The organism is Cupriavidus sp. 01L45, assembly GCF_056399885.1.
The window spans coordinates 62,074-85,444 of the sequence record NZ_JBFTSG010000022.1; the positions used below are offsets into that span (position 1 = coordinate 62,074).

The 23,371-nt window shown below is 65.6% G+C and carries 24 protein-coding genes; 6 read left to right on the forward strand and 18 right to left on the reverse strand.

The features are described from left to right. Positions 1-31: 31 nt before the first annotated feature. The 7 genes from bamC to AC1DT6_RS17005 all read right to left on the reverse strand — a co-directional run bounded on the left by bamC (position 32) and on the right by AC1DT6_RS17005 (position 6,528). On the reverse strand, positions 32-1,249 hold the full coding sequence (gene bamC, locus AC1DT6_RS16975) for an outer membrane protein assembly factor BamC (protein WP_441630065.1): 1,218 nt from the start codon (positions 1,247-1,249) through the stop codon (positions 32-34). A gap of 46 nt (positions 1,250-1,295) precedes the next feature. Further along, positions 1,296-2,180: a 4-hydroxy-tetrahydrodipicolinate synthase gene (gene dapA / locus AC1DT6_RS16980; protein ID WP_045238036.1), complete on the reverse strand. Its 885-nt coding sequence runs from the start codon at positions 2,178-2,180 to the stop codon at positions 1,296-1,298. 150 nt (positions 2,181-2,330) lie between these two features. Beyond that, positions 2,331-2,912 carry a class I SAM-dependent methyltransferase gene (locus AC1DT6_RS16985; RefSeq protein ID WP_441630063.1) on the reverse strand — a complete coding sequence of 194 codons (582 nt, stop codon included), beginning with the start codon at positions 2,910-2,912 and terminating at the stop codon, positions 2,331-2,333. A gap of 14 nt (positions 2,913-2,926) precedes the next feature. Continuing rightward, positions 2,927-4,129, reverse strand: coding sequence for a tryptophan--tRNA ligase (locus AC1DT6_RS16990; RefSeq protein WP_441630062.1), 1,203 nt, complete (start codon positions 4,127-4,129; stop codon positions 2,927-2,929). Positions 4,130-4,204: 75 nt separating this feature from the next. Further along, the gene (locus AC1DT6_RS16995; protein WP_441630060.1) at positions 4,205-4,870 is read right to left on the reverse strand and encodes a site-2 protease family protein; all 666 of its coding nucleotides are present in this window, start codon (positions 4,868-4,870) and stop codon (positions 4,205-4,207) included. 77 nt (positions 4,871-4,947) lie between these two features. After that, positions 4,948-5,571, reverse strand: coding sequence for an L-threonylcarbamoyladenylate synthase (locus AC1DT6_RS17000; RefSeq protein ID WP_276289521.1), 624 nt, complete (start codon positions 5,569-5,571; stop codon positions 4,948-4,950). A gap of 111 nt (positions 5,572-5,682) precedes the next feature. Further along, the gene (locus AC1DT6_RS17005; protein WP_441630058.1) at positions 5,683-6,528 is read right to left on the reverse strand and encodes a 3',5'-nucleoside bisphosphate phosphatase; all 846 of its coding nucleotides are present in this window, start codon (positions 6,526-6,528) and stop codon (positions 5,683-5,685) included. A gap of 214 nt (positions 6,529-6,742) precedes the next feature. Between AC1DT6_RS17005 and AC1DT6_RS17010 the strand changes: the two genes are divergently transcribed. Further along, entirely contained in the window at positions 6,743-7,879 is a 1,137-nt protein-coding gene (locus tag AC1DT6_RS17010; RefSeq protein ID WP_441630056.1) for an NAD(P)/FAD-dependent oxidoreductase, read from the forward strand. Between the two features lie 26 nt (positions 7,880-7,905). Here the strand turns inward: AC1DT6_RS17010 and AC1DT6_RS17015 are convergent, their stop codons facing one another. Next, on the reverse strand, positions 7,906-8,799 hold the full coding sequence (locus AC1DT6_RS17015; RefSeq protein WP_441630054.1) for an alpha/beta fold hydrolase: 894 nt from the start codon (positions 8,797-8,799) through the stop codon (positions 7,906-7,908). A gap of 155 nt (positions 8,800-8,954) precedes the next feature. On the opposite strand from AC1DT6_RS17015, the gene AC1DT6_RS17020 reads away from it, so the two are divergent. Together AC1DT6_RS17020 and AC1DT6_RS17025 are read left to right on the forward strand one after the other, a co-directional pair. Continuing rightward, a complete protein-coding gene (locus AC1DT6_RS17020) occupies positions 8,955-10,688 on the forward strand; it encodes an acetate--CoA ligase (protein WP_441630052.1) in 1,734 nt (577 codons plus the stop codon). A 551-nt stretch (positions 10,689-11,239) separates the two neighbouring features. Then, the gene (locus AC1DT6_RS17025) at positions 11,240-11,596 is read left to right on the forward strand and encodes a hypothetical protein (protein WP_441630050.1); all 357 of its coding nucleotides are present in this window, start codon (positions 11,240-11,242) and stop codon (positions 11,594-11,596) included. Here AC1DT6_RS17025 and AC1DT6_RS17030 read toward each other — a convergent pair. Beyond that, positions 11,569-12,501, reverse strand: coding sequence for a ferritin-like domain-containing protein (locus AC1DT6_RS17030; protein ID WP_441630048.1), 933 nt, complete (start codon positions 12,499-12,501; stop codon positions 11,569-11,571). The genes AC1DT6_RS17025 and AC1DT6_RS17030 overlap by 28 nt on opposite strands. A 127-nt stretch (positions 12,502-12,628) precedes the next feature. Between AC1DT6_RS17030 and AC1DT6_RS17035 the strand changes: the two genes are divergently transcribed. The 3 genes from AC1DT6_RS17035 to AC1DT6_RS17045 all read left to right on the forward strand — a co-directional run bounded on the left by AC1DT6_RS17035 (position 12,629) and on the right by AC1DT6_RS17045 (position 14,760). Next, a complete protein-coding gene (locus AC1DT6_RS17035) occupies positions 12,629-13,153 on the forward strand; it encodes a gamma carbonic anhydrase family protein (protein ID WP_006160208.1) in 525 nt (174 codons plus the stop codon). A gap of 39 nt (positions 13,154-13,192) precedes the next feature. Beyond that, positions 13,193-14,221, forward strand: a complete 1,029-nt coding sequence (gene hslO, locus AC1DT6_RS17040) for an Hsp33 family molecular chaperone HslO (protein ID WP_441630045.1) — start codon at positions 13,193-13,195, stop codon at positions 14,219-14,221. Between the two features lie 107 nt (positions 14,222-14,328). Then, positions 14,329-14,760 (forward strand): hypothetical protein, encoded by a 432-nt coding sequence (locus AC1DT6_RS17045; protein WP_441630043.1) that lies wholly within the window; start codon positions 14,329-14,331, stop codon positions 14,758-14,760. A 65-nt stretch (positions 14,761-14,825) separates the two neighbouring features. Here the strand turns inward: AC1DT6_RS17045 and ftsB are convergent, their stop codons facing one another. The 9 genes from ftsB to AC1DT6_RS17090 all read right to left on the reverse strand — a co-directional run bounded on the left by ftsB (position 14,826) and on the right by AC1DT6_RS17090 (position 23,303). Then, positions 14,826-15,164 (reverse strand): cell division protein FtsB, encoded by a 339-nt coding sequence (gene ftsB / locus AC1DT6_RS17050; protein ID WP_035859184.1) that lies wholly within the window; start codon positions 15,162-15,164, stop codon positions 14,826-14,828. 68 nt (positions 15,165-15,232) lie between these two features. Continuing rightward, positions 15,233-16,522, reverse strand: coding sequence for a phosphopyruvate hydratase (gene eno / locus AC1DT6_RS17055; protein ID WP_441630041.1), 1,290 nt, complete (start codon positions 16,520-16,522; stop codon positions 15,233-15,235). An 88-nt stretch (positions 16,523-16,610) separates the two neighbouring features. Beyond that, positions 16,611-16,901, reverse strand: coding sequence for a DUF1330 domain-containing protein (locus AC1DT6_RS17060; RefSeq protein WP_150983857.1), 291 nt, complete (start codon positions 16,899-16,901; stop codon positions 16,611-16,613). A 90-nt stretch (positions 16,902-16,991) separates the two neighbouring features. Then, positions 16,992-17,864, reverse strand: coding sequence for a 3-deoxy-8-phosphooctulonate synthase (gene kdsA / locus AC1DT6_RS17065; RefSeq protein ID WP_441630039.1), 873 nt, complete (start codon positions 17,862-17,864; stop codon positions 16,992-16,994). 29 nt (positions 17,865-17,893) lie between these two features. Beyond that, positions 17,894-19,546, reverse strand: a complete 1,653-nt coding sequence (locus AC1DT6_RS17070; RefSeq protein WP_045238051.1) for a CTP synthase — start codon at positions 19,544-19,546, stop codon at positions 17,894-17,896. Between the two features lie 150 nt (positions 19,547-19,696). Then, the gene (locus AC1DT6_RS17075; protein ID WP_441630036.1) at positions 19,697-20,518 is read right to left on the reverse strand and encodes an alpha/beta fold hydrolase; all 822 of its coding nucleotides are present in this window, start codon (positions 20,516-20,518) and stop codon (positions 19,697-19,699) included. 15 nt (positions 20,519-20,533) lie between these two features. Continuing rightward, positions 20,534-21,355 (reverse strand): proteasome-type protease, encoded by an 822-nt coding sequence (locus tag AC1DT6_RS17080; protein ID WP_200876673.1) that lies wholly within the window; start codon positions 21,353-21,355, stop codon positions 20,534-20,536. A gap of 130 nt (positions 21,356-21,485) precedes the next feature. Next, positions 21,486-22,310 (reverse strand): transglutaminase family protein, encoded by an 825-nt coding sequence (locus AC1DT6_RS17085; RefSeq protein WP_441630034.1) that lies wholly within the window; start codon positions 22,308-22,310, stop codon positions 21,486-21,488. Between the two features lie 39 nt (positions 22,311-22,349). Continuing rightward, positions 22,350-23,303, reverse strand: coding sequence for an alpha-E domain-containing protein (locus tag AC1DT6_RS17090; protein ID WP_441630032.1), 954 nt, complete (start codon positions 23,301-23,303; stop codon positions 22,350-22,352). Positions 23,304-23,371 lie beyond the last annotated feature (68 nt).

Consider the following 23,371-nt stretch of genomic DNA (forward strand, 5'->3'; position numbering starts at 1 on the left):
CGCGGGTAGTCTTGCGCGACCTGCACTCCGGTCAGCGCAGTTGCTCGTCGAGCAGCGTAAGAATGCGCTTGCCGACTTCGGTACCTTCCGGCTGGCCCGCATCGTTCTGTACCGTCACGGTCGTGCCGGTGCCGTCGCCCTTCAGCGCCACGCGGTACTTCTTGGCCTTCTTGCTGTCCTCGGTGCCGGTCTTGGTGAACAGCTTGGAGAAGAAGCCGCGGTTGTCCACGGTATCGCGCGTGTCGACATAGCGCACATAGTAGAGGCCCTGGGCGCGGTCACGGTCTTCCACCGTGAAATTGACGCGGTCCAGCGCCAGCCCGACCGAGCGCCAGGCGCGGTCGAACGGTTCGGCCAGCTGCAGCGCCTGGGTGCCGTTCACCTGGGTCAGGTTGGCGTTGGCGCTGGATGCCTTGGCGGTACCGGCGGCGGCGGCTGGGGCCGCAGCAGCGGCAGGCGCCGGGGCGGCACCGCTCTTGGCCATGCGATCAGCCTGCTCTTTTTGCACGCCCAGACGCTGCGCGAAGCGCGAGAGGAATTCAGCTTCAAGCTCAGGATCGGACGGACGCGCCGTCCAGATCGTGTTCGACTTGTCGATGCCGGTCAGCTGTTCCTGCGCGCCGCGGTGGCTGATGAAGACCTCCATATTGCCGTTCTGCGCGCGCTCCAGGCGGGTGCGGAACTTGTCGCGCTCGGAAGTCGAGTACAGCCCATCGAAAACCTTGCCGATGGTATTGCGGATGAAATCCTGCGGGATCTTCGCGCGGTTCTCGGCCCAGTCGGTTTCCATGATGCCGGTCTCCGGCGAGTCCTGCACCAGCAGGAAACCGCTCTCCTGCCAGAATTCACGCAGGGACTGCCACAGCTTGTCGGCCGGCATGCCATTGCTGATCACCAGCCAGCGCTGGTTGCCGTCGCGCTCCATGCGGATGCCTTGCGTCGACGGCAGCACGTTTTCGGTACCTGACTGCTGCTGCGCCACCTTGTTCGACTGGTTATACGTCGAGAGCGTCGAGGTGCCGTTCTGGTCCGGCACCGAATAGCGGCGATCGCCTTCGATCTTGGTCAGATCCGGGGGCACGTCCAGCGTGGAAGTGCGCTTGGCGGCGGACTTGTAGTCGATCTTGTCGGGCGCCATGGCATCGTTGATGCTGCTGCAACCGGTCATCGCGCTCGCCACCAGCACGGGCAAGACCAAGGCGGCACGGCTAACTTGCGTTGCGCCGTGGCGGTTAAGCTTGAGTTTCATTGACACGCAATCCTAGTTGATGGGATGACGGCAAAACACGGTGCGATCAGCCGAGCAAGCCGGCATTCGACAGCGCCTTGCGCACCACGTCGTGGTAATCCGGTGACAGCGGCGTGAGCGGGAGGCGGATACCGCCCTGCATTCTGCCCATTTGCTGGAGCGCCCACTTGACGGGAATCGGGTTGGCTTCGACGAACATCGCCTTGTTCAGCTCAACCAGTTCCATATGGATGCGACGCGCGGTAATCGCATCGCCCTTCAGGGCTGCCACGCACAATTCATGCATCTTGCGCGGCGCCACGTTGGCCGTGACGGAAATATTGCCATGGCCACCCAGCAGCATCAGGGCAATCGCGGTGGGGTCGTCGCCACTGTAGATGGCGAAGCCTTCCGGCGCATCCTTGATCAGTTGCGCGGCGCGGTCGATATTGCCCGTCGCTTCCTTCACGCCGATGATGCCCGGCACCTGCGCCAGGCGCAGGATGGTGTCATGCTGCATGTCGGCCACGGTGCGGCCGGGCACGTTGTACAGCACCACAGGCAAGTCCACGGCTTCCGCGATGGTGCGGAAATGGCGGTACATGCCTTCCTGCGTCGGCTTGTTGTAGTAGGGCACGACCTGCAGCGACGCGTCGGCGCCGACCTGCTTGGCGAACGCGGTCAGCTCGATCGCTTCCTTGGTCGAGTTGCCGCCGGTGCCTGCAATGATCGGGATGCGCTTGTCGGCCTGCTCCACGGCGACGCGGATCAGTTCGCAATGCTCATCCACGTTCACCGTGGGCGATTCGCCGGTGGTGCCGACGATCACAATGCCATCGGTGCCCTCGGCGACGTGCCAGTCGACCAGGGCGCGCAGCGCCGGGAAATCCAGGCTGCCATCTTCCTGCATCGGCGTCACGATTGCGACGATGCTGCCGTTAATCTGTGTCATAACGTTTGAGAATTCGAGAAACGAATACCGCGATTGTACCGGATACCTCAGGCCTTCCGACCGCACCTTCGACCGGGCAAATCCCAAGGCAGTTCAACGCGTGAAGTCCAGGTCTCGCCGACCTGGCAGGCAAATAGCCCGGGCCGCACTTCAGCCTGGCAAAGGATAACGGGGCGGCGCATTGCCCCCCGTATTTCCACCATCCTCCCTGACTGCGCAAAGCCGCTGCACGAAGGCAGTTTTAGGCACTTGCAGGATACCATCTTCGAAGCCGACCACGCGCAACGTGCCGCGCACGGCCTCCAGCAATTCACCCGGCCGCAGCAGGAAATCCGGGTTGGAAGGCTTGCCCACGGTTTCGTTGCCGGCGGCAAAGGTTTCGTAGAGCAGCACGCCGCCCGGCGCCAGGGCATCGAGCAGATGGGGCCATAGCGGCCGGTGCAGATAGTTGGTCACCACGATCGCGTCAAAGGGCGCCGCATCGGCCAGCGGCCAGGTGCCCTGCTCCAGGTCGGCCATGCGGGTGGCGACTCCACCCGTGGAAGCGGCCAGCGCCGCCAGCACGGCCGGATCGCGGTCGACGCCGAGCACGGCATGACCCCGGTTGGCGAACCACACGGCATGGCGACCACTGCCGCAGGCCAGGTCGAGCACCCGGCCGCCCGGGCGCACCAGGTGCGCCCAGCGCGTCACCCACGGCGACGGCACGCCCAGTGGCGCGTGTGAAGCCACTCCCGCCGCCGTGCTCACCGGTACCCCAGGCCCATGGCCGAGCGCACGTCCCGCATGGTCTCGCGCGCCAGCTGGCTGGCCTTGTCGCAGCCGTGCGCGACGATATCACGCAGCAGCGCGGGGTCGTCCATGTACTTTTGCGCCCGTTCCAGCATGGGCTGCTGCTCGCGCAGGATGCCCTCGATCACCGGTTGCTTGCATTCGATACAGCCGATGCCGGCGCTGCGGCAACCCTGCTCCACCCACTCGCGCGTGGGCACATCCGAGTAGACCTGGTGCAGTTGCCACACCGGGCAACGCGCCGGCTCGCCGGCATCGGTGCGACGCACACGGGCCGGATCGGTCGGCATGGTACGCACCTTTTTTTCCACCGAAGCCTTGTCCTCGCGCATGCGGATGGTGTTGCCGTAGGACTTCGACATCTTCTGGCCGTCCAGCCCCGGCATCCGCGAAGCCGCGGTCAGCAGCGCCTGCGGCTCGACCAGGATGGTCTTGCGCGAACCGCCCAGATAGCCCAGCAGCAATTCGCGATCCTCGGCGGACAGGCTCTGGGACTGGGCCACCAGCGCGCCGCCTTCTGCCAGAGCCTCTTCCTTGCCTTGTTCATGATAGGCACGGCGCAGCTCGAGAAAGGCCTTGGCGCGCTTGCCGCCCAGCTTCCTGGCGGCTTCCTGCGCCCGCTCCTCGAAGCCCGGCTGGCGGCCATAGAGATAGTTGAAGCGGCGCGCGATCTCGCGCGTGATCTCCACATGCGGCACCTGGTCTTCGCCCACCGGCACGCGGCCGGCGCGATAGATCAGGATATCGGCGGCCTGCAGCAGCGGATAGCCAAGGAAACCGTAGGTGGAGAGATCCTTCTCCTTGAGCTTCTCGATCTGGTCCTTGTAGGTTGGCACCCGCTCCAGCCAGCCCAGCGGCGTGCCCATCGACAGCAGCAGGAACAGCTCGGCATGCTCGGGCACGCGGCTCTGGATAAACAGCGTGGCGCGTTCGGGATCGACCCCGGCGGCGAGCCAGTCGACCAGCATCTCCCACGCCGATTCGCCAATCACTTCGGGCGACTCGTAGTGCGTGGTAAGCGCATGCCAGTCTGCCACAAAGAAAAAGCAGGGGTACTCGGCTTGCAGCTGGACCCAGTTTTTCAGTACGCCATGATAGTGGCCCAGGTGCAGCGCGCCGGTGGGCCGCATGCCGGAAAGAACGCGATCGGGGAACATGTCTGTCTGTTTTTATGGGGAATCGGTACTGGTACTCGTATCCGGTTTTGCCGCCAGCGCGGATGCCCGCCCGGCTTACTGCACCAGTGCCAGGACAGGCTGCAGCATCAGCTGCACCAGCCCGCTCAGGGCCCCCATCACCGGCTGCATCCACACCTTGGTGATCACGCCCGCGGCTACCAGCGCCAGCACCACGAAGATGCCGTAGGGCTCGATGCGCGACACGGCATGGGCAATCCGCCGCGGCAACAGCGCGGTCAGCACGCGGCCGCCGTCCAGCGGAGGCACGGGGAACAGGTTGAAGGCCGCCATCACCAGGTTGACCAGCACGCCGGCCCGCGCCATCTGGCTGAAGAACGGCTCCTGCACCTGCCCCAGCACCAGCCCGATCGCCACCAGCGCCCACAGGAAGGCCTGCAGCACGTTGCTGCCCGGACCCGCCAGGGCCACCCACATGCCGTGCCAGCGCGGGTTGCGCAGGCGGTCAAAGGCAACCGGCACCGGCTTGGCGTAGCCGAACACAAATTGGCCGCTCGTCATGAAATAGAGCAGCAGCGGCACCGCGATGGTACCGATGGGATCGATATGGCGCGCCGGGTTAATGCTGACGCGGCCCATCGCATAGGCAGTGTTATCGCCGAACAGTTTGGCCACATAGCCGTGCGCGGCCTCGTGCAACGTGATGGCGAACAGGACCGGCAGGGCATAGACCGCAATGGTCTGAATCAGGGAGGAATCCATGGGGCGCTATTGTACCGGGGACGCGGGAAAGTGCGCCCGCCGCCAAAGCGGCGCCGCGCGGCGATGGCAAGTCGGGATCAAAGGCCGAAACGCTCGATGTCGCCTCTTCCCTGCCGTACCAGTTCAGGCTCCCCGCCCGTAAGGTCGATCACGGTGGTCGGCTGCGCCGGTGCGGCGCCGCCGCAGATCACCAGCTCCAGGAGCTTTTCCAGCCGGGCACGAATCACCTCCGGCTCATTGAGCGGGGCCTCGTCGCCTGGCAGTTGCAGGGTGGCCGAGATCAGTGGTTCGCCCACTTCGGCCAGCAGCGCCAGCGGGATGGCATGCTCGGGCACGCGCACGCCGATGGTCTTGCGGGCGGGATGCGAGAGCCGGCGCGGCACTTCCTTGGTGGCTTCCAGGATAAACACATAGGGGCCGGGCGTGGCGCCCTTGAGCCAGCGGTACTGCCGGTTGTCCACGCGCGCGAAGTTGCCCAGTTCGGACAAGTCGCTGCACATCAGCGTCAGGTGGTGTTTGTCGTCGATCCCGCGCAGGCGGCGCAGCCGCTCCACCGCAGCCTTGTCGTCCAGCCGGCAGGCCAGCGCGTAGCTGGAGTCGGTTGGCAAGGCAATCAGCCCGCCCTGCCCGATGATCTGCGCGGCCTGCTTGATCAGGCGGGCTTGCGGGTTGAGCGGATGGATTTCAAAATATTGGGACATAGGCGGGCCAGGGGAAAACGGTCGCGGGCCTGGGGCGAATACCGCGCGCACTCCGGGCCAGCTCTGCGATGGGGAGAAGCGAATGGGGCGCATGGTACGGGCCGGCGCGGCTTACCAGTCATGCCAGACCGGCGTGACCGAGGACGGCAGCGGCGGCAGCGAGCCCAGCTCGATCCGGCCTTCGCCCGGCCCATGGAAATCCGAGCCGCGGGAAGCCAGCAGGCCGTAGTGATGCGCGACATCGACGTAGCGGCGGTACTGGTCCGGCGTATGGCTGCCAGTGACCACCTCGACCGCGGCCCCGCCGAGCTGCTTGAACTCGTCGAACAGCGCATCATGCTGCAGTTGCGTGTAGTTGTAGCGCCCCGGGTGGGCCATCACCGGAATGCCGCCTGCCGCCTGGATCCATCCCACGGCATCGGCCAGCCTGGCCCAGCGGTGCCCCACAAAACCCGGACAGCCTTCGCCGAGGTAATCGCTGAACACGTCGCCGATGGTCTTGCACCGCCCCTGCTCCACCAGCCAGCGCGCAAAATGCGTGCGGGAGATCAGGTCGGGATTGCCGACATGCTGCAGCGCGCCCGCGTAGGCGCCCTCGATGCCGATCGCGGCCAGCGCCTCGCCGATATCCTGCGCCCGCGCCGCGCGACCGGAGCGCGTCGCCGCCAGGCCTTCAACCAGCGCCGGACAAGCCGGATCGATCTGCAAGCCGACGATATGGACGGTCTGGCCGGCCCATGTCACGGAAATCTCCACCCCCGGCACATAATGCATGCCAAGCGCCTCGGCAGCGGCGCGCGCCTCGGCCTGTCCGCCGACCTCGTCATGGTCCGTCAGCGCCCAGAACGCCACGCCGCCGGCGCGCGCGCGCGCGGCCACGTCCCTGGGCGACAACATGCCGTCGGATACGGTGGAATGGCAATGCAGGTCTGCGTTGATTGCGTGTGGATTTTGCATGTGTCTATTCTACTCCCGCGCATATTCCGCGTTAATCGTGTGTTACTCCCGCGCCAGCGGCCACGTGGGCTAGCCCACACAACCCACGCCCGCGGGCAGGCCGATAGCCCTGCCGCCAACACTGGCGTAGGCATGGAGCGCCGCCCCGCGCGGTATAGTTGTGGCCTGACGATCCTCCCCCCCTGGCGGCGCCGCGCGCGCTGCCTGCCAAGCCATGCCGATCCACGCCACTGACTCCGCCACGCCCGAAACCCGCAATGCTGCCGATGGCGCCGCCCCATCCGAAGTGATCCGTACCGACGTCCTGATTGTCGGCGCGGGCCCGGTCGGCCTGTTCGCCGCGTTCCAGGCGGGCGTGCTGGGATTGAAGTGCGAGCTCATCGACGTGCTGGACCGCGCCGGCGGCCAGTGCACCGAGCTGTATCCGGAAAAGCCGATCTACGACATCCCTGCCGTGCCCGGCTGCCTGGCGCAAGACCTGGTCGATCGCCTGCTCGAACAATGCGCGCCGTTCGCGTTTCCCATGCATTTCAACGAACGCGCCAACGGCCTTGCCGAAATTCCGCCCGCACCGCACGCCACGGCCACCGCTCGCCCGCCCGGCCACGAACACCCGCACCGCCTGCTGGTCACCACCGACAACGGCAAGCGCTTCGACGTGGCGGCCGTGCTGATCTGCGCCGGCGCTGGCGCCTTTGCCCCGCAGCGCGTGGCGCTGCCCGAAGCCGCCGCGCTGGAGGACCGCTACCTGCACTACGCCGTGCGCGATACCGCGCGCTTTGCCGGCAAGCGCGTCGTGGTGGCCGGCGGCGGCGATTCCGCGCTGGACTGGGCGCTGGCGCTGCGCAAGATCGCAGCGCGCGTCACGCTGGTGCACCGCCGGGAGGGCTTTCGCGCGGCCGACGGCACGGTGGCCGAAATGCGGGCCGCGGTGGCCGCCGGCGAAATGGACTTCGTGGTAGGCATGCTGGGCGCGCTCAAAACCGAGGGCGACACCCTGGCCGGCGTCGATATCCGCGCCCGCGACGACACCGTCAGCCTGCCGGCCGACGAACTGGTGGCGCTCTATGGCCTGGTCTCCGAACCCGGCCCGATCGCCCAATGGGACCTCGACATGCGCGCCGGCCGTATCGTGGTGGATACCACCACCTACGAGACTTCCCGGCGCGGCATCTTCGCCGCCGGCGATATCGCGTTTTATCCCAACAAGCAGAAACTCATCCTGTCGGGCTTCCACGAGGCCGCGCTGGCCTTGCGCCGCGCCTATCACTATGCCTTCCCCGAAAAGGCGCTGGTGCACGTGCACACCAGCAACAACGCCACGCTCAAGGAAAAGCTGACGCACGCCTGAGCGTAGCGGCATGGCGCCAGCGGACATTACGCGCAGAACGATTCGACCAGCCCGGCGACCACCCGCGGCTGGTCGTGATGCAGCATATGGCCGGCGTCATCGACAATGGCCTCGCGGAAATCCCGGAACGCCTTGAAGCGCAGCTTGAACTCCTCCAGCGGCTGCCCCTTTGCAATATGGCTGAGCGTTTGGGAGTCGCGCGCTTCCACATGCAGTACCGGCGCGGTGGCCTTTGCCCAGATCGCCATCACTTCGTCCAGCCGGTACAGCACGGGATTGACCATCTTGTGGGCGGCGTCGCCAAGGATTTCCCAGCGGCCTTCGGCGTTCCTGGCCGACCAGTGCTTGGCCAGGAACGCCGCGCGATCGTCCGGCAGGCGCGGATTCGTCTTCTGCAACCGCGCCGCCACTGCCTCCACGCTGTCATAGGTCTTCAGCGGCTGGCGCTGCCGCAGTTCGTCCAGCCAGCGCGCATAGCGACCGGGCGCCTGCTCGGCGCGGGTGCCCGTCATGCCAAACCCCTCCAGGTCGACCACGCGGCGCACCCGCTCGGGACGGATGCCGGCATAGAAGCAGGCGACGTTGGCACCCATGCTATGCCCCACCAGGTTCACCGGCTGGTCCGGCTGGTAATGATCGAGCACGGCCTCGAGATCGGCAATGTAGTCGGGAAACCAGTAGGACTCGGTGCCGGGATAGCGTGTGGGCCAATCGGTCTGGCCGAAGCCGCGCCAGTCGGGCGCAATGACACGCCAGTCGCGCTCCAGCGCATCCACCATGAACTGGAACGAGGCGGCCACATCCATCCAGCCATGCAGCAGGAACAAGGTGGGCGCACCGGGCTGGCCCCAGTGCCGTACGTGCATGTTGAGGCCGCGCAACGTGATAAATTCCGAGCGCGAGGTTTCTCTTATTGTCATGGTGTCTCCCCGGGTGCCTTTTCGTGGCGGACGCTTTCACCCGCGACAACGGGGAAGCCAAAAAAATAGAACGATCGTTCGTTTGTGTGGATTATAGCGGCAAGCCGGCCCGGCACGCATCCGCGCAATATCGAGCGCAAACCAGGAGACCCAGCATGGCCGCACCCGCCCTGCCCGCCAGCCGCCGCGACGACTATCGCGCGCTCTACGATGAATTCCGTTGGCAGGTGCCCGAGCACTTCAACCTCGCCGACGTGTGCTGTAGCCGCTGGGCGCGCGCTCCCGCCACCGCGGACCGGGTGGCGGTCCACACCGAACACGAGGACGGGCGCCGCGCCAGCTACAGCTACGCCTACATCCAGGCCGAGGCGGACCGCCTCTCGCGGGCGCTGCGCACGCTGGGCGTGGCGCGGGGAGACCGCGTCGGCATCGTGATGCCCCAGCGCATCGAGACGGTGGTTGCACAGATGGCAATCTATCAGCTCGGCGCCATCGCCACGCCCTTGTCGATGCTGTTCGGACCGGAAGCGCTGGCCTACCGGCTCCGGCACAGCGATGCCTGCGTGGCCATTGCCGATGAAACAGCGATCGACAATGTGCTGGCGGCGCGCGCGGAGTGCCCGGCGCTGGCCTCGGTGATCGGTGTTGGCGGCGCGGTGGGCCGCGCGGAGCATGACTGGGACGCGCTGCTGGCCGCCGAGCTACCGGAATTTACCGCCGTTCAGACCAAGGCCGACGAGGCCGCCGTGCTGATCTACACCAGCGGAACCACCGGGCCGCCGAAAGGCGCGCTGATCCCGCACCGCGCACTGATCGGCAATCTCACTGGCTTCGTCTGTTCGCAAAACTGGTTCCCGCAGGCGGACGACGTATTCTGGAGCCCGGCCGACTGGGCCTGGACCGGCGGCCTGTGGGATGCACTGATGCCCGCGCTGTATTTCGGCAAGCCCATCGTCGGCTATCAGGGGCGGTTCTCGGCGCAGGTTGCCTTCGCACTGATGGAGCGCTATCGGGTCACCAATACCTTCCTCTTTCCCACCGCGCTCAAGCAGATGATGAAAACCTGCCCCGCGCCGCGCGAGCGTTACCAGTTGCACCTGCGCGCGCTGATGAGCGCAGGCGAAGCCGTAGGGGAAACCGTGTTCGCCTGGTGCCGCGACGCGCTCGGTGTGGTCGTCAATGAAATGTTCGGCCAGACCGAGATCAACTACATCGTGGGCAACTGCACCGCCCAGAACGACGACGGCCAGCCCGGCTGGCCCGCGCGCCCGGGCTCGATGGGGCGGCCCTACCCCGGCCACCGCCTCGCCGTGGTCGACGACGAGGGCAAGCCTTGTCCGCCGGGCGAAGACGGCGAGATTGCCGTGTGCAGCACCGACCGCCACGGCCATCCCGACCCCGTGTTCTTCCTCGGCTACTGGCGCAACGCGGAGGCCACCGCGGACAAGTACCTGGAGCGAGACGGCTTGCGCTGGTGCCGCACAGGCGACCTTGCGCGCGTCGACGAGGACGGCTACTTCTGGTACCAGGGCCGCGCCGACGATGTCTTCAAGTCCTCCGGCTATCGCATCGGGCCGAGCGAGATCGAAAACTGCCTGCTCAAGCACCCCGCCGTGTCGAATTGCGCCGTGGTGCCTTCCCCCGACCCGGAGCGCGGCGCGGTGGTCAAGGCGTTCATCGTACTGGTGCCGTTAGTCGCCCGCTCAGCGCAGGCCGACGCTGAACTGGTCGCCGAATTGCAGCAGCATGTGCGCGGCCAGCTTGCGCCGTATGAATATCCCAAGGCGATCGAGTTCCTCGACCAGTTGCCGATGACCACCACCGGCAAGATCCAGCGGCGCGTACTGCGCGAGATCGAAGCCCGGCGCGGCGCGCCAACGCGCCCGTAGCACTGGCAGGCGGGTGCCGCCGCAAGGCTCGCACCCGTCCCCGTCCCTACCCGTCAAATCCCCCCCCCAGGCCCTGCCCCTCAGCGCCCGGCCTGCTTAACCTGCAGCGCCGCGGACCACCGATCGCCGGCATGCTTTTCGCCGCCCTCCCGGCAGTCAAGTTTTTGCCGAATCTGACGTTAGCAAGGACATGCGGAGCGCATTGCAATGGCGCATCCCGATCGGCAGATCGGGCCACACGTTCCAGTCGCAGGAGGGGTCATCCATGACAGCTTATTTTTTCCGAGAAATTTATAGGATCACTCCTATAAAAGCCCATCGGACCCATTTCTTTTCGTCCCTTTAATTAGGGTTGTTCCTATATCCCGGGGGCAACTACATGGCGGATAGCAGCCCATTTTGCAACCTGACCTAGCAGAGTAATGCAAAAAAGGAATTAGGAAAATTCGGATTATCTTGATTGTTTTTCCCAATCCCGGGAAATAAAGTTCCCAATGAGCACACAGAAATTTCCCAATGTGCTTCAACTTAATGACGAACTGGAGATCACAATGAGCACGCTTGCAAGCACCGGCCGCGCCGCCTCCCACCGCTTCGCGCATCGGCTGCCGTTGGCCCTGGCGAGTGCTTTGCTTTCGGCATCCGCGTGGGGCGCGGATGGTGTGATCCACTTCCGGGGGGCCATCGTTGCGCCCCCCTGCAATACGCAACTCGGCACGAGCGGGACCGCATCGGTAAATTGCCCGGCAAACGGCGCCCATTCCGCGGAGTCTGCCTCCCTGCCGCTGCTGCCTGGCCGGGTAGTCCAGCTGACGACCGCGCGCGCCTTTACCGTGCCCGTGCAATTCACGGCAGGCCCCGGTAGCGGCATCAAGCAGGGCTATGTCGTGGTGACGGAATACAACTGACTGGCCTGTCCTTCCAGCCACGCCAGCTCATCTTCGTCGAAACCCGCCGCGCGGCGCGCTGCCAGGTTGAAGGGCGGCCGCAGGCGCGGTGCCTGGTACCGTGCGGCCAGTTCGGCGTAGGTGGTGACGGGGTCCATGCCACGGGAGGCACATAGCCATCGGTACCAGCGGTTGCCGATGGCTACGTGGCCCACCTCGTCGCGCAGGATGATGTCGATGATTGCGGCGGCCTCGTGATCGCCCGCGGCTGCGAGCTTGGCCCGCACCGGCGGCGAGGCATCCAGGCCGCGCGCCTCCAGCGTGCGCGGCACCAGCGCCATGCGCGCCAGCACATCGCCGGCGGTCTTGTCCGCCATCTCCCAAAGACTGTTGTGCGCCGGAAAATCGCCGTAATGCGCACCCAGCGTGGCCAGGTGCCGCGCCAGCAGGCTGAAATGCAGCGCCTCTTCGTCGGCCACTCGCAGCCAGTCCAGGTAAAAGGCTACCGGCATCAGATCGAATCGCCAGATGGCATCCAGCGCCAGGTTGATGGCGTTGAACTCGATATGCGCAAGCGCGTGGATCAGCGCCGCGCGCCCGGCGGGCATATGGATGGACCGCCGCCGCTCGACCCGCTGCGGCGCCACCAGTTCGGGCAGCGGCGGCCGGCCGGGCAGCGGCAGTTCGGCCGAGATCGCCTCGCCGATGCCCAGGGCCTCCGGCGCCATGGCTTCGCCCGCAAGCCGCATCCGGCGTGTGGCCGCGGCCTTCTCGTGCGCATCGCTCAAACAGAGGATGGCAAGCGCCTGGCGGCGCAAGGACGGCACCGCCACGCCGGACAAAGAGCCAGGTGCGGCAAGCGGCATGCCGCCGCGATCGGGGTCAGGGGCGCCAGGAGAGGCGGCATCGGGAAGGTTTGCTGGCATAAGCGTAAAATCCGGTTTGCCGCCATTGTAGGGCCCGGCGGGTGGCGCTCCATGCCAGGCCGCCCGCGACCCTTTAAAGCCTGGCGGCAAACCCCATATACCCATACGAACTTGTGCAGGAGACCTCATGGCGCTTTACCAGCTCGGCGACGTTGCCCCCACCATCGATCCGGATGCCTATGTGGCGCCGGAGGCTACCATCATCGGCAACGTGACGCTCAAGGCGCGCGCCAGCGTCTGGCCAGGCGTGGTGATCCGGGGCGACAACGAACCGATCGTGGTGGGCGAGTCCAGCAATGTGCAGGAAGGCACCGTGCTCCACACCGACCCCGGCTGCCCGCTGACCATCGGCGACAAGGTATCGATCGGCCACCAGGCCATGCTGCATGGCTGCACGGTGGGCGAAGGCTCGCTGATCGGCATCCAGGCGGTGATCCTGAACCGTGCAGTGATCGGCAAGGAGTGCCTGGTCGGCGCCGGGGCCGTGGTCACCGAAGGCAAGGTATTCCCGGATCGTTCGCTGATCCTGGGCGCGCCGGCCAAGGTGGTGCGCGAACTCACCGAGCAGGATGTGGCCAACCTGTACCGCAATGCCGAGACCTACGCCACGCGCCAGGCCATGTACAAGACGCAACTCAAACGCATCGACTAAGGCGCCGCGACGCCCGCACCGATTTACCGACGGATCATCGTGACTGACACCACCACCCCCGACACCCTGCAGAAATTCCTGTTCGACGCGGCCCCCGTTCGCGGCGAACTGGTGCGCATGCAGACCACCTGGCAGGAAGTACTGCGCCGCAATCATTACCCGGCGCCGGTGCGCCGCCTGCTGGGTGAAATGATGTCCGCCGCCGCCCTGCTTTCGGCCAACCTGAAGTTCAACGGCGCGCTGGTGATGCAAGTGCACGGCGACGGCCCGGTGCGCATGCTGGTGGTGGAATGCCTGTCCGACCTGTCGATGCGGGCGACCGCCAAGCTAGCCGAAGGCGTAGCGCTGGCCGACGATGCCACGCTGGCGGACCTCGTCAACATCAACGGCCGCGGCCGCTTCGCCATCACGCTGGACCCGCAGGACAAGCTACCCGGACAGCAGCCGTACCAGAGCATCGTGCCGCTGGCCGATGCACACGGCCCGATGGCGTCGATGACTGCCGTGCTCGAACACTATATGCAAGCGTCCGAGCAGCTCGACACCCGGCTGTGGCTGGCCGCCGACGACAAAGTTGCCGCCGGCATGCTGCTGCAGAAGCTGCCGTCCTACGGTGGCACGCTGGAAGGCCATGCCGGGCGCGCGCCCGCCGAAGTCGGCGAAACCGGCGTGCCGCTGGCGGACACCGGCCGCGCGCAGGACCTGGACACCTGGGACCGCGCCTGCCAGCTCGGCGCCACGCTGAAGGACGAAGAACTCCTGGCCGAAACGCCCGATACTCTGCTGCGCCGCCTCTTCTGGGAAGACCTGCAAGCCACCGGTCTGCGCGTATTCGAGCCGCTCACGCCGCACTTCCAGTGCTCGTGCTCGCGTGCCAAGGTGGCTGGCATGCTGCAAAACCTGGGCCGCGTGGAAATCGAGGACATCCTGGTCGAACGCGGCGAAGTGGAGATCCAGTGCGATTTCTGCGGCCAGCAATATCACTTCGATCCGGTTGACTGCGCGCAACTATTTGCGCCGGCCCCCGTCGCTACCGGCGCCGGTGACGGTGCGGCGCAGCAACACTAAACTGCAACGCGGTAAGGCGGAGCGGCTCGGAAGGAACCCCACGAGGAACCTTTACGCCCTCCGCCGCGGTCCAAGCATCAGCGACCTACCAGAGTCAGGGAGTCACCATGTCCGCTTTGCCTTCAACCCCGTCCGCCGTCGCCGCAGCGTGCAAAGCGTCACGCCTGGTCCGCGCGCAGGGCACGATCGGCGTCTTGCTGCTCGGCGCAGTGCTGGCCTGCGGCGGCTGCGCGGAGTTGCCGCGCGACATCAACGGCTCGCCGCCGACCGCGCGCCTGGTGCCCAACGGTGTTCCGCCGGCGCCCCTCACCCCTGAAGAAAGGCAGAAGCTCGACGCCCTGAACCAACAGGTGCTGCGCGAGCAGGAAGCCGCCATCGCGCGCCAGCAAGAGGCCGAGGCCATGGCGCAGGCTGCAGCCTATGCCTATCCAAGCTGGAACCTGTATTACGGAGGGTGGGGCGGTGGCCACTGGGGCGGCGGAGTCGGCTTCAGCAGCCCCGGCTACCGGGGCTGGGGCGGCTATCCGTATTGGTGGTGAGTTTGCCGGGCGCCGCTTGAGGTGCGGCAGGTCAATAGACTCTGCCCAGGAACTGGCGCCAGTCGTCAGTGGCGGTTGAACGCCGGGGAATTCGGCGGAGGCGGCAGCGGCGGCGTGGCGCTGACCTTGGGCGCGGGCGCCACGAACTGCACGAACACCTCGCCATCCTTGACCATGCCCAACTCATAGCGGGCACGTTCCTCGATGGCGCCTGTGCCATCCTCCAGGTCCTTCACTTCCCCTTCCAGCTTGGCATTGCGCAACTTGAGCAACTGGTTGCGCGCCGATTGTTCCTGCACCTGCTTGTCCATGTCCCACACACGCAGCCAACCGCCCTTGCCCAGCCATAAGGGATACTGGATGGCGAGCAACAGCACGAACAACAGCAACGAGATCAGGCGCATGGGTTCTGGCGCTTAAGCGGAAAAGGAAGTTGCGTCAGCGCCGGCCGCGGCCGGCGCATGACACGCGCTTAGCGCAGATTGTAGAACGCGCTCTTGCCCGGGTAGCTGGCGATATCGCCGAGATCTTCCTCGATGCGCAGCAGCTGGTTGTACTTCGAGATACGGTCCGAGCGCGACAGCGAGCCGGTCTTGATCTGGCCGGCGTTGGTGCCCACCGCGATATCGGCGATGGTGCTGTCCTCGGTTTCGCCCGAGCGGTGCGAGATCACGGCGGTGTAGCCAGCGCGCTTGGCCATCTCGATGGCGGCGAAGGTCTCGGTCAGTGTGCCGATCTGGTTGATCTTGATCAGGATCGAGTTGCCGATGCCCTTCTCAATGCCTTCCTTCAGGATCTTGGTATTGGTCACGAACAGGTCGTCGCCCACCAGCTGCACGCGCTTGCCCAGCTTGTCGGTCAGCACCTTCCAGCCGTCCCAGTCGCCTTCGGCCATGCCGTCCTCGATCGACACGATCGGGAACTTGTCGCACAGGTTGGCCAGGTAGTCGGCGAACTGGGTCGAGGTCAGCTTCAGGCCCTCGCCTTCCAGGTGGTACTGGCCTTCGCCTTCGTGATAGAACTCGGTAGCCGCGCAGTCCAGCGCCAGCAGGACATCTTCGCCTGCACGGTAGCCGGCCTTCTCGATGGCCAGCACAACGGTGTTCAGGCACTCTTCGTTGGAAGCGAAGTTGGGGGCAAAGCCGCCCTCGTCGCCAACCGCCGTGGACATGCCCTTGTCGGACAGGATCTTCTTGAGCGCGTGGAACACTTCGGCGCCGCAACGCAGGGCTTCGCGGAAGCTCGTCTGCGACACCGGCATGATCATGAATTCCTGGATGTCCAGGCTGTTGTTGGCATGCGCGCCACCGTTGACGATGTTCATCATCGGCACCGGCATTTGCATCGCGCCCGAACCGCCGAAGTAGCGGTACAGCGGCAGGCCGGCTTCTTCAGCGGCGGCCTTGGCCACGGCCATCGATACGGCCAGCGTGGCATTGGCGCCCAGGCGAGCCTTGTTGTCGGTGCCGTCGAGGTCGATCAGGGTACGGTCCAGGAAAGCCTGCTCGGAGGCATCCAGGCCCATGATGGCTTCGGAGATTTCGGTGTTGATATGCTCGACAGCCTTCAGCACGCCCTTGCCGAGATAGCGCGACTTGTCGCCGTCACGCAGCTCGATGGCTTCGCGCGAACCGGTGGATGCGCCCGACGGCACTGCCGCGCGGCCCATCACGCCGGATTCGAGCAGGACGTCGCACTCGACCGTCGGGTTACCGCGCGAGTCGAGAACTTCGCGACCGATGATATCTACGATTGCACTCATGGATTCCTCTTGGACTGTTGATGCTTGATGACTTCGTACTACACGGGCGCCATGCCCTGGACTACCGCTGACGGGCGCTGATTAATGCCTAAACGCCTTCTACCACGATCATGTTCATGCGCGCGGCATGCTCGCGCGACTTGCGCGCGGCGCGATATTCCTCGCTGTCGTGGAACGACTTTGCCGCGTCATAGCTGGGAAACTTCAGCACGACCACGCGCGTCGGGGCCCAGTCGCCCTCCAGCTTCTCGGTCTTGCCGCCACGCACCAGCACCTCGGCGCCATGCACCTTCATGGCATGGCTGGAGAGCACCTTGTACTCTTCATACTGCTGGGGATCGGTGACATCGACGTGGGCAATGATATAGCCGCTGGCCATGGCGTATCTCCGTGTGATTTTATGGTGTTGATTCTACTTGGCTGATCATGGCCGCCTGATGACGGCCATGTCGGCAACGGCGCTGCGCGCTCAGGCGCAGGCCGCGGGCCAGCCGAAATTGTCTTCGAGGAAGCCCGAGCGCTTGACCAGCGTATCGAGTTCCTTGAGCACGGACAGCAGTTCCTTCATGCGCGACAGCGGCACGGCATTGGGGCCGTCCGACATGGCCTTGCTCGGGTCCGGATGCGTTTCCATGAACAGGCCCGCCACGCCCACCGCCACGGCAGCGCGCGCCAGCACCGGCACGAATTCGCGCTGGCCGCCGGAGCTGGTGCCCTGGCCGCCCGGCAGCTGCACCGAGTGCGTGGCATCGAACACCACCGGCGCGCCGGTCTCGCGCATGATCGCGAGCGAGCGCATATCGGAGACCAGGTTGTTGTAGCCGAAGGAAACGCCGCGCTCGCAAGCCATGAAGCTGTCTTCCGGCAGCCCTGCCTCGCGCGCGGCGTCGCGCGCCTTGTCGATGACGTTCTTCATGTCATGCGGCGCGAGGAACTGTCCCTTCTTGATATTGACGGGACGGCCGCTCTGCGCGCACGCGCGGATGAAGTCGGTCTGACGGCACAGGAAGGCCGGCGTCTGCAGTACATCGACCACCGCCGCCACCGGCTTGACCTCGTCGATCTCGTGGATATCGGTCAGCACCGGCACACCGATCTCGCGCTTGACCGTGGCGAGGATCTCCAGCCCTTTCTCCATGCCCAGCCCGCGGAAGGTCCTGCCCGACGAGCGGTTGGCCTTGTCGAACGAGGACTTGTAGATAAACGGGATGCCGAGCTCGCCGGTGATCGCCTTGAGCTCGCCGGCGGTATCCAGCGCCATCTGCTCGGACTCGATCACGCACGGACCGGCGATCAGGAAGAAGGGCCGGTCCAGGCCAACGTCAAATCCACAGAGTTTCATCACTAGTCTCCTGCTTGCGGTGCCGGGGCTCAGCCCGCCTTGCTCTGCTGGCTGGCCAGCGCCGCTTCCACGTAGGCCTTGAACAGCGGATGGCCATCGCGCGGGGTGGAGGTGAATTCCGGGTGGAACTGCACGCCCACGAACCACGGGTGCATGCTTTCCGGCAGTTCCATCATCTCGGGCAGGTCTTCGGTCGGGGTGCGAGCCGAAATCACCATGCCCGCCTTTTCCAGCGTCGGCACATAGTGATTGTTGACCTCGTAGCGATGGCGATGGCGCTCGTTGACTTCTTCGCCGTAGATCCTGGCTGCCTTGGTGCCCGGCTTGACCGGTACGCGCTGCGCGCCCAGGCGCATGGTGCCTCCCAGGTCGGACTCGGCGGAGCGCTCCTCCACCTTGCCTTCACGGTCGACCCATTCGGTGATCAGTGCCACCACCGGATGTTCGGTTTCCAGGTTGAACTCGGTCGAATTGGCATCGGCCATCGCCGCCACATGGCGGGCGAATTCGATCACGGCCAGCTGCATGCCCAGGCAGATGCCCAGGTACGGCACCTTGTTCTCACGGGCGTACTGGATCGCGCGGATCTTGCCTTCCGTGCCGCGCTTGCCGAAACCGCCCGGCACCAGGATGGCGTCCAGCGGCTTGAGCACTTCGAGGTGGCCCGATTCCAGCTCTTCCGAATCGATGTACTCGATGTTCACGCGGGTGGCGGTATGCATGCCGGCGTGGCGCAGCGCTTCGATCAGCGACTTGTACGACTCGGTCAGGTCGACGTACTTGCCAACCATGCCGATGGTGATCTCATGCTGCGGATTTTCCTGGGCATTGACCAGGCGTTGCCACATGGAGAGATCTGCCGGCTTCGGGTCGATACGCAGTTCCTCGCAGATCAGGCGGTCGAGGCCCTGCTCGTTGAGCATCTGCGGGATCTTGTAGATGCTGTCCGCGTCCCAGACCGAGATCACGGCTTCCTGCGGGATATTGGAGAACAGCGAAATCTTGGCGCGCTCTTCGTCCGGGATCGGGCGGTCCGCGCGGCACAGCAGCGCGGTCGGCGAGATGCCGATTTCACGCAGCTTCTGCACCGAGTGCTGGGTCGGCTTGGTCTTCAGCTCGCCGGCGCTGGCGATGAACGGCACCAGCGTCAGGTGCACGAAGGCAGCGTGGTTGCGGCCCATGCGCAGGCTCATCTGGCGCGCGGCTTCCAGGAACGGCAGCGATTCGATATCGCCCACCGTGCCGCCGATTTCCACCAGCGCGACGTCCGCCTTGCCACCGTGCGACGCAGCCGCGCCGCGCTCGATGAAGGCCTGGATTTCGTTGGTGATATGCGGGATTACCTGCACCGTCTTGCCGAGGTACTCGCCGCGGCGTTCCTTGCGGATCACCGACTCGTAGATCTGGCCCGTGGTGAAGTTGTTCGACTTGCGCATCTTGGCCGAGACGAAGCGCTCGTAGTGGCCGAGATCGAGGTCGGTTTCAGCACCGTCTTCCGTGACGAACACCTCGCCATGCTGGAAGGGGCTCATCGTGCCGGGATCGACGTTGATGTAGGGATCTAGCTTGAGGAGGGTGACTTTGAGGCCGCGCGACTCAAGAATGGCCGCGAGCGAAGCAGCAGCGATGCCCTTGCCGAGCGAAGAGACGACACCACCGGTGACGAAGACGAATTTGGTCATAAACCGAGCTTGCCGGGGAAATCGGGATTATACATGAGAGCCTGGCTGCTGCAGCGCCGCATTTGCGACAAGTCGCCTTGCCCGGCAACCGCTGAGACGCATTCGCCGCTTCGCACCCCGGCCCTCGCTGCTGCCCCTGCCTGACCCCGGCTACGGACGCGCGGCCGCGGGCGAATTGCCCCGCATTTCGCCGACGAGATCGCGGATCAATCCGGCCGTCTGGCCGGGCCGCTCCATCGGATAAAGATGCCCGCCCTCGATAAAGCGCAGGCGCTCTCCCACCAGCTTGCGCGTGGCGCCGAGCCCGCACTGCCGCACTTCGCGCGACTGCGTGCCGGCGACAAAGCCGACCGGCACCGGCGCGCCGCGCGCAACGCGCGAGCCCAGGCTGGTGGGCAGGGTGCGGTAGATATGGTACTCGATCTCACGCTCGAAACGCAGGCGGCGCTCGGCGTCGTTGCCGGTCGGCTCGGTGCCATGCATGGCGTAGTCGCGCAGCACCTCCTCATCCCAGGCCGCGAATACCGGCTTGGAACGGAAATGTTCCCAGACCGCCTCGGCACCCGGCCAGTGGGTGCGGCGCCGCCGCGTCACCGCCGCGGGGCCGGGCCGTTCGTCCAGGCCGAAGCGCTGGCCGGCCTTTAGCAAGGCGGCACGCCAGCCGGCGATCACGGGCGAATCGAGCATCACCACGCCGCGCACCCATTGCGGGCGCCGCAGCGCGGCCATCAGCGACAGGAAGCCACCGAGCGAATGCCCCACCAGCCACACCGGCTCGCGGTACTTCTGCTCCACGGAAGCCAGCAACTCATCGACGAGGTGCGGCCACTCTCGCGTGACCGGGAACTTCGGGTCATGGCCGTATCGGTCCACGGCGCGGATCTCGAAATCGTCTTCCAGCGTTGCGAACAGCTTGCGGTAGGTGCTGACGGGAAAGCCGTTGGCATGCGAAAAATGCAGGATGTCACGCATCTGGGATATCCGCCCTCAGTCCTGGGTGCCGGCGCGTTCGCGCGTGGCGCGCACCGGCTGCCCCCAGCGGTCGCCTTCGCCCTGGCGCGCCAGCGGAAACTCCGCCGGGGCGCAGGCATCCCATTCCGGATCGTTGATCTCGCCGAAGACCTGGCGCAGGCGATGCCCCCAGGTATCGCGGATCATGCGGAAGTAGGCGTTCTTCTCGTCGATATTGACGAAGCGGGTCACGCGCAGCGAATCGGCCTCGTAGACCAGCAGGTCCAGGGGCAGGCCCACCGAGATATTGGATTTCAGGGTGGAGTCCATCGAGATCAGTGCGCATTTGGCGGCTTGGCCAAGCGGCAGCGTGGGTTCCACCACGCGATCGATGATGGGCTTGCCGTACTTGGCCTCGCCGATCTGGAAATAGCAGTTCTCGGGCGTGGCTTCGACAAAATTCCCCGCCGCGTACACATGGAACAGGCGCACCCGCTCGCCACGGATCTGCCCGCCGAAGATCAGACTCACATTGAACTCGATGCCAGCCTCGCGCAGGGCGTGGGCATCGTGCTTGTGCACCTGGCGCACCGCGTCGCCAACGATGGCGGCCGCCTCGAACATATCGCGCGCGGTCCACAGGGAGCGCTTCTCGTCGCGGCCTTCTGCGAGTATCTGGCGCACCGCCTGGCTGATCGCCAGGTTGCCCGCCGTCAGCAGCACCATCACGCGGTCGCCCGGCTCCTCGAACACAGTCATCTTGCGCGCGGTCGAAATCGCGTCGACCCCGGCATTGGTGCGGGAATCGGAGAGGAACACCAGACCGGCATCCAGCCGCATGGCTACACAGTACGTCATGATCTCGTCTTGTTATGGTGCACGGCCCCGCCCGGCGCACTGCCCGGAGCCAGGCCGCATTCTAGCGCCGCCCCTGCGCGGCTGGAACACCGTATCACGCCCATTCCTGGTGCGCTTCGCACCACCTCGCTCACTGCAGCGGTGCAATGGCAATCTCGACCGCCAGCTGCTCGCCGCTGCCGCCCTCGCGAATGCCTCTCACCGGCGCGGCCATGCGGTAATCACGCCCGACCGCAAGCCGGACATGACGCGTGTCGCTCAGGCAAGCGTGCGTCACGTCGATACTGCACCACAGCTCCCTGTCCACGTCCACACAGACATCGGCCCAGGCATGGCTGGCCAACTCGGAGGCCGCCGGGTCGTAGAAATAGCCGCTGACGTAGCGCGCCGGAATACCGAGGGCGCGGCAACATGCCACCATCACTTGCGCCTGATCCTGGCAAACCCCGCTGCCCAGCCCGAAGGCCTCGCTGGCTGACGTGCCCACATCCGTGCTGTCTGCCTTGTACCGCACCCGCTCGGCTATGCCACCGGCCAGAGCCAGCAGGGCCGGCACCTCGTGCCCCGCCGCCAGGTAGGGCGAGGCAAAACGTAACATTTCCGGATGCGCGGCGGTCAGCGGCGTGCTGCCCAGGTAGTAAAGCGGCGAGACACGCGCCTCGCCCGCCGGCGGCGCATCGCAGAAAAGCGGCACTTCTCCGCCGGCGGGCGGCGTCACTTCCACCACGCCGCCTGCCTCGATCACCAGCGTATGCGCAGGGCCCGCCACGGTAAAGCTGTGAACGATATTGCCAAAGCCGTCGCGGGCCTCGGACAGGTTGCCCGGCACCGATAGCTGCCAGCCTTGCACGGCCTGCAACGGGCCCGAACGCGGCGCGAGCCGCAGTTCGTGCACGCTGCGCCGGACCGGCTCGGCGTAACGGTAAACCGTCTTGTGATGAATCTTGTATTTCACGATATGGCGAGGCCGGCACAACCTCCCACGTGAAGTGGCTCAGGCAGCCAGCAGCGGCACGAGAAAATCCCGGCTGATGCCGTTGCCGAGGTCGCCGATGCGCTCCAGGAAACTGGTCAGGTAAGCATGCAGCCCGACGGCGAAGATGTCGTCGATGCGCGCGTATTTCAAATCGGCGTGGAGTTTACCAGCCTGCCGCTCGGTCTCCGAAGAATGCTGGTTCCCGACCAGCGACAGGATCGCCACCACCTCGTCCATGCTCGATACCAGCGAACGCGGCATGTCCGGGCGCAGGATCAGCAGCTCGGCCACGCGCTCGGGCGTGATCACCGTGCGGTAGATCTTGCGGTAGACCTCGAAGCCGGACACCGAGCGCAGTACCGCCGCCCAATGATAGAAATCGTTGGCGTCGCGATTGGGATCGCTGTCGTCCAGCGTGCCGGCCTGGAATTTCACATCGAGGATCCGCGCGGTATTGTCGGCGCGCTCCAGGAACGTACCCAGCCGCATGAAATGGAAAGCATCGTCCTTGAGCATGGTGCCGAACTGCACGCCACGGGCCAGGTGGGAGCGGAACTTGACCCACTCGAAGAATTGCGCGGGATCGTCGGACAGAATGCCGTCAGCGATCATGCGCTGCACGTCGAGCCAGGTGGTGTTGATGGTCTCCCACACCTCGGTGGTCAGCGAGCCGCGCACCGCGCGCGCATTCTCGCGCGCCGCGCGTAGGCAGCTCATGATCGACGAGACATTGGTCATGTCCCGCACCATGAAGTCGATCACATCGTCGCGCGTCAGCAGGCCGTACTTCTCGTCAAACACCGTGGTCAGCTCGGAGATATCGAGCATGGCCCACCAGCCCTGCTCCGCCACCTCGGCGGATTGCGGCAACAGCGACGTCTGGTAATTCACGTCGAGCATGCGCGCGGTATTCTCCGCGCGCTCGGTGTAGCGCGCCATCCAGAACAGATGGTCGGCAGTGCGGCTAAGCATGTCAGTCCCCTCGTACTGCACTGTTCGCCCGCGCGCCGCCGGCATCGAGGCGGCCGGCGCGGGAATCT

Coding starts and splice junctions, on each gene's coding strand:
- ftsB (WP_035859184.1), bottom strand. CDS start 15,164: ATGCGCCTGATCTCGTTGCTGTTGTTCGTGCTGTTGCTCGCCATCCAG.
- AC1DT6_RS17075 (WP_441630036.1), bottom strand. CDS start 20,518: ATGCGTGACATCCTGCATTTTTCGCATGCCAACGGCTTTCCCGTCAGC.
- AC1DT6_RS17015 (WP_441630054.1), bottom strand. CDS start 8,799: ATGACAATAAGAGAAACCTCGCGCTCGGAATTTATCACGTTGCGCGGC.
- AC1DT6_RS17010 (WP_441630056.1), top strand. CDS start 6,743: ATGCCGATCCACGCCACTGACTCCGCCACGCCCGAAACCCGCAATGCT.
- AC1DT6_RS17045 (WP_441630043.1), top strand. CDS start 14,329: ATGTCCGCTTTGCCTTCAACCCCGTCCGCCGTCGCCGCAGCGTGCAAA.
- AC1DT6_RS17090 (WP_441630032.1), bottom strand. CDS start 23,303: ATGCTTAGCCGCACTGCCGACCATCTGTTCTGGATGGCGCGCTACACC.
- kdsA (WP_441630039.1), bottom strand. CDS start 17,864: ATGAAACTCTGTGGATTTGACGTTGGCCTGGACCGGCCCTTCTTCCTG.
- AC1DT6_RS17020 (WP_441630052.1), top strand. CDS start 8,955: ATGGCCGCACCCGCCCTGCCCGCCAGCCGCCGCGACGACTATCGCGCG.
- bamC (WP_441630065.1), bottom strand. CDS start 1,249: ATGAAACTCAAGCTTAACCGCCACGGCGCAACGCAAGTTAGCCGTGCC.
- AC1DT6_RS17035 (WP_006160208.1), top strand. CDS start 12,629: ATGGCGCTTTACCAGCTCGGCGACGTTGCCCCCACCATCGATCCGGAT.
- AC1DT6_RS17005 (WP_441630058.1), bottom strand. CDS start 6,528: ATGCAAAATCCACACGCAATCAACGCAGACCTGCATTGCCATTCCACC.
- AC1DT6_RS17025 (WP_441630050.1), top strand. CDS start 11,240: ATGAGCACGCTTGCAAGCACCGGCCGCGCCGCCTCCCACCGCTTCGCG.
- AC1DT6_RS17030 (WP_441630048.1), bottom strand. CDS start 12,501: ATGCCAGCAAACCTTCCCGATGCCGCCTCTCCTGGCGCCCCTGACCCC.
- AC1DT6_RS17070 (WP_045238051.1), bottom strand. CDS start 19,546: ATGACCAAATTCGTCTTCGTCACCGGTGGTGTCGTCTCTTCGCTCGGC.
- dapA (WP_045238036.1), bottom strand. CDS start 2,180: ATGACACAGATTAACGGCAGCATCGTCGCAATCGTGACGCCGATGCAG.
- AC1DT6_RS17060 (WP_150983857.1), bottom strand. CDS start 16,901: ATGGCCAGCGGCTATATCATTGCCCACGTCGATGTCACCGATCCCCAG.
- AC1DT6_RS17080 (WP_200876673.1), bottom strand. CDS start 21,355: ATGACGTACTGTGTAGCCATGCGGCTGGATGCCGGTCTGGTGTTCCTC.
- eno (WP_441630041.1), bottom strand. CDS start 16,522: ATGAGTGCAATCGTAGATATCATCGGTCGCGAAGTTCTCGACTCGCGC.
- AC1DT6_RS17000 (WP_276289521.1), bottom strand. CDS start 5,571: ATGTCCCAATATTTTGAAATCCATCCGCTCAACCCGCAAGCCCGCCTG.
- AC1DT6_RS16995 (WP_441630060.1), bottom strand. CDS start 4,870: ATGGATTCCTCCCTGATTCAGACCATTGCGGTCTATGCCCTGCCGGTC.
- AC1DT6_RS16990 (WP_441630062.1), bottom strand. CDS start 4,129: ATGTTCCCCGATCGCGTTCTTTCCGGCATGCGGCCCACCGGCGCGCTG.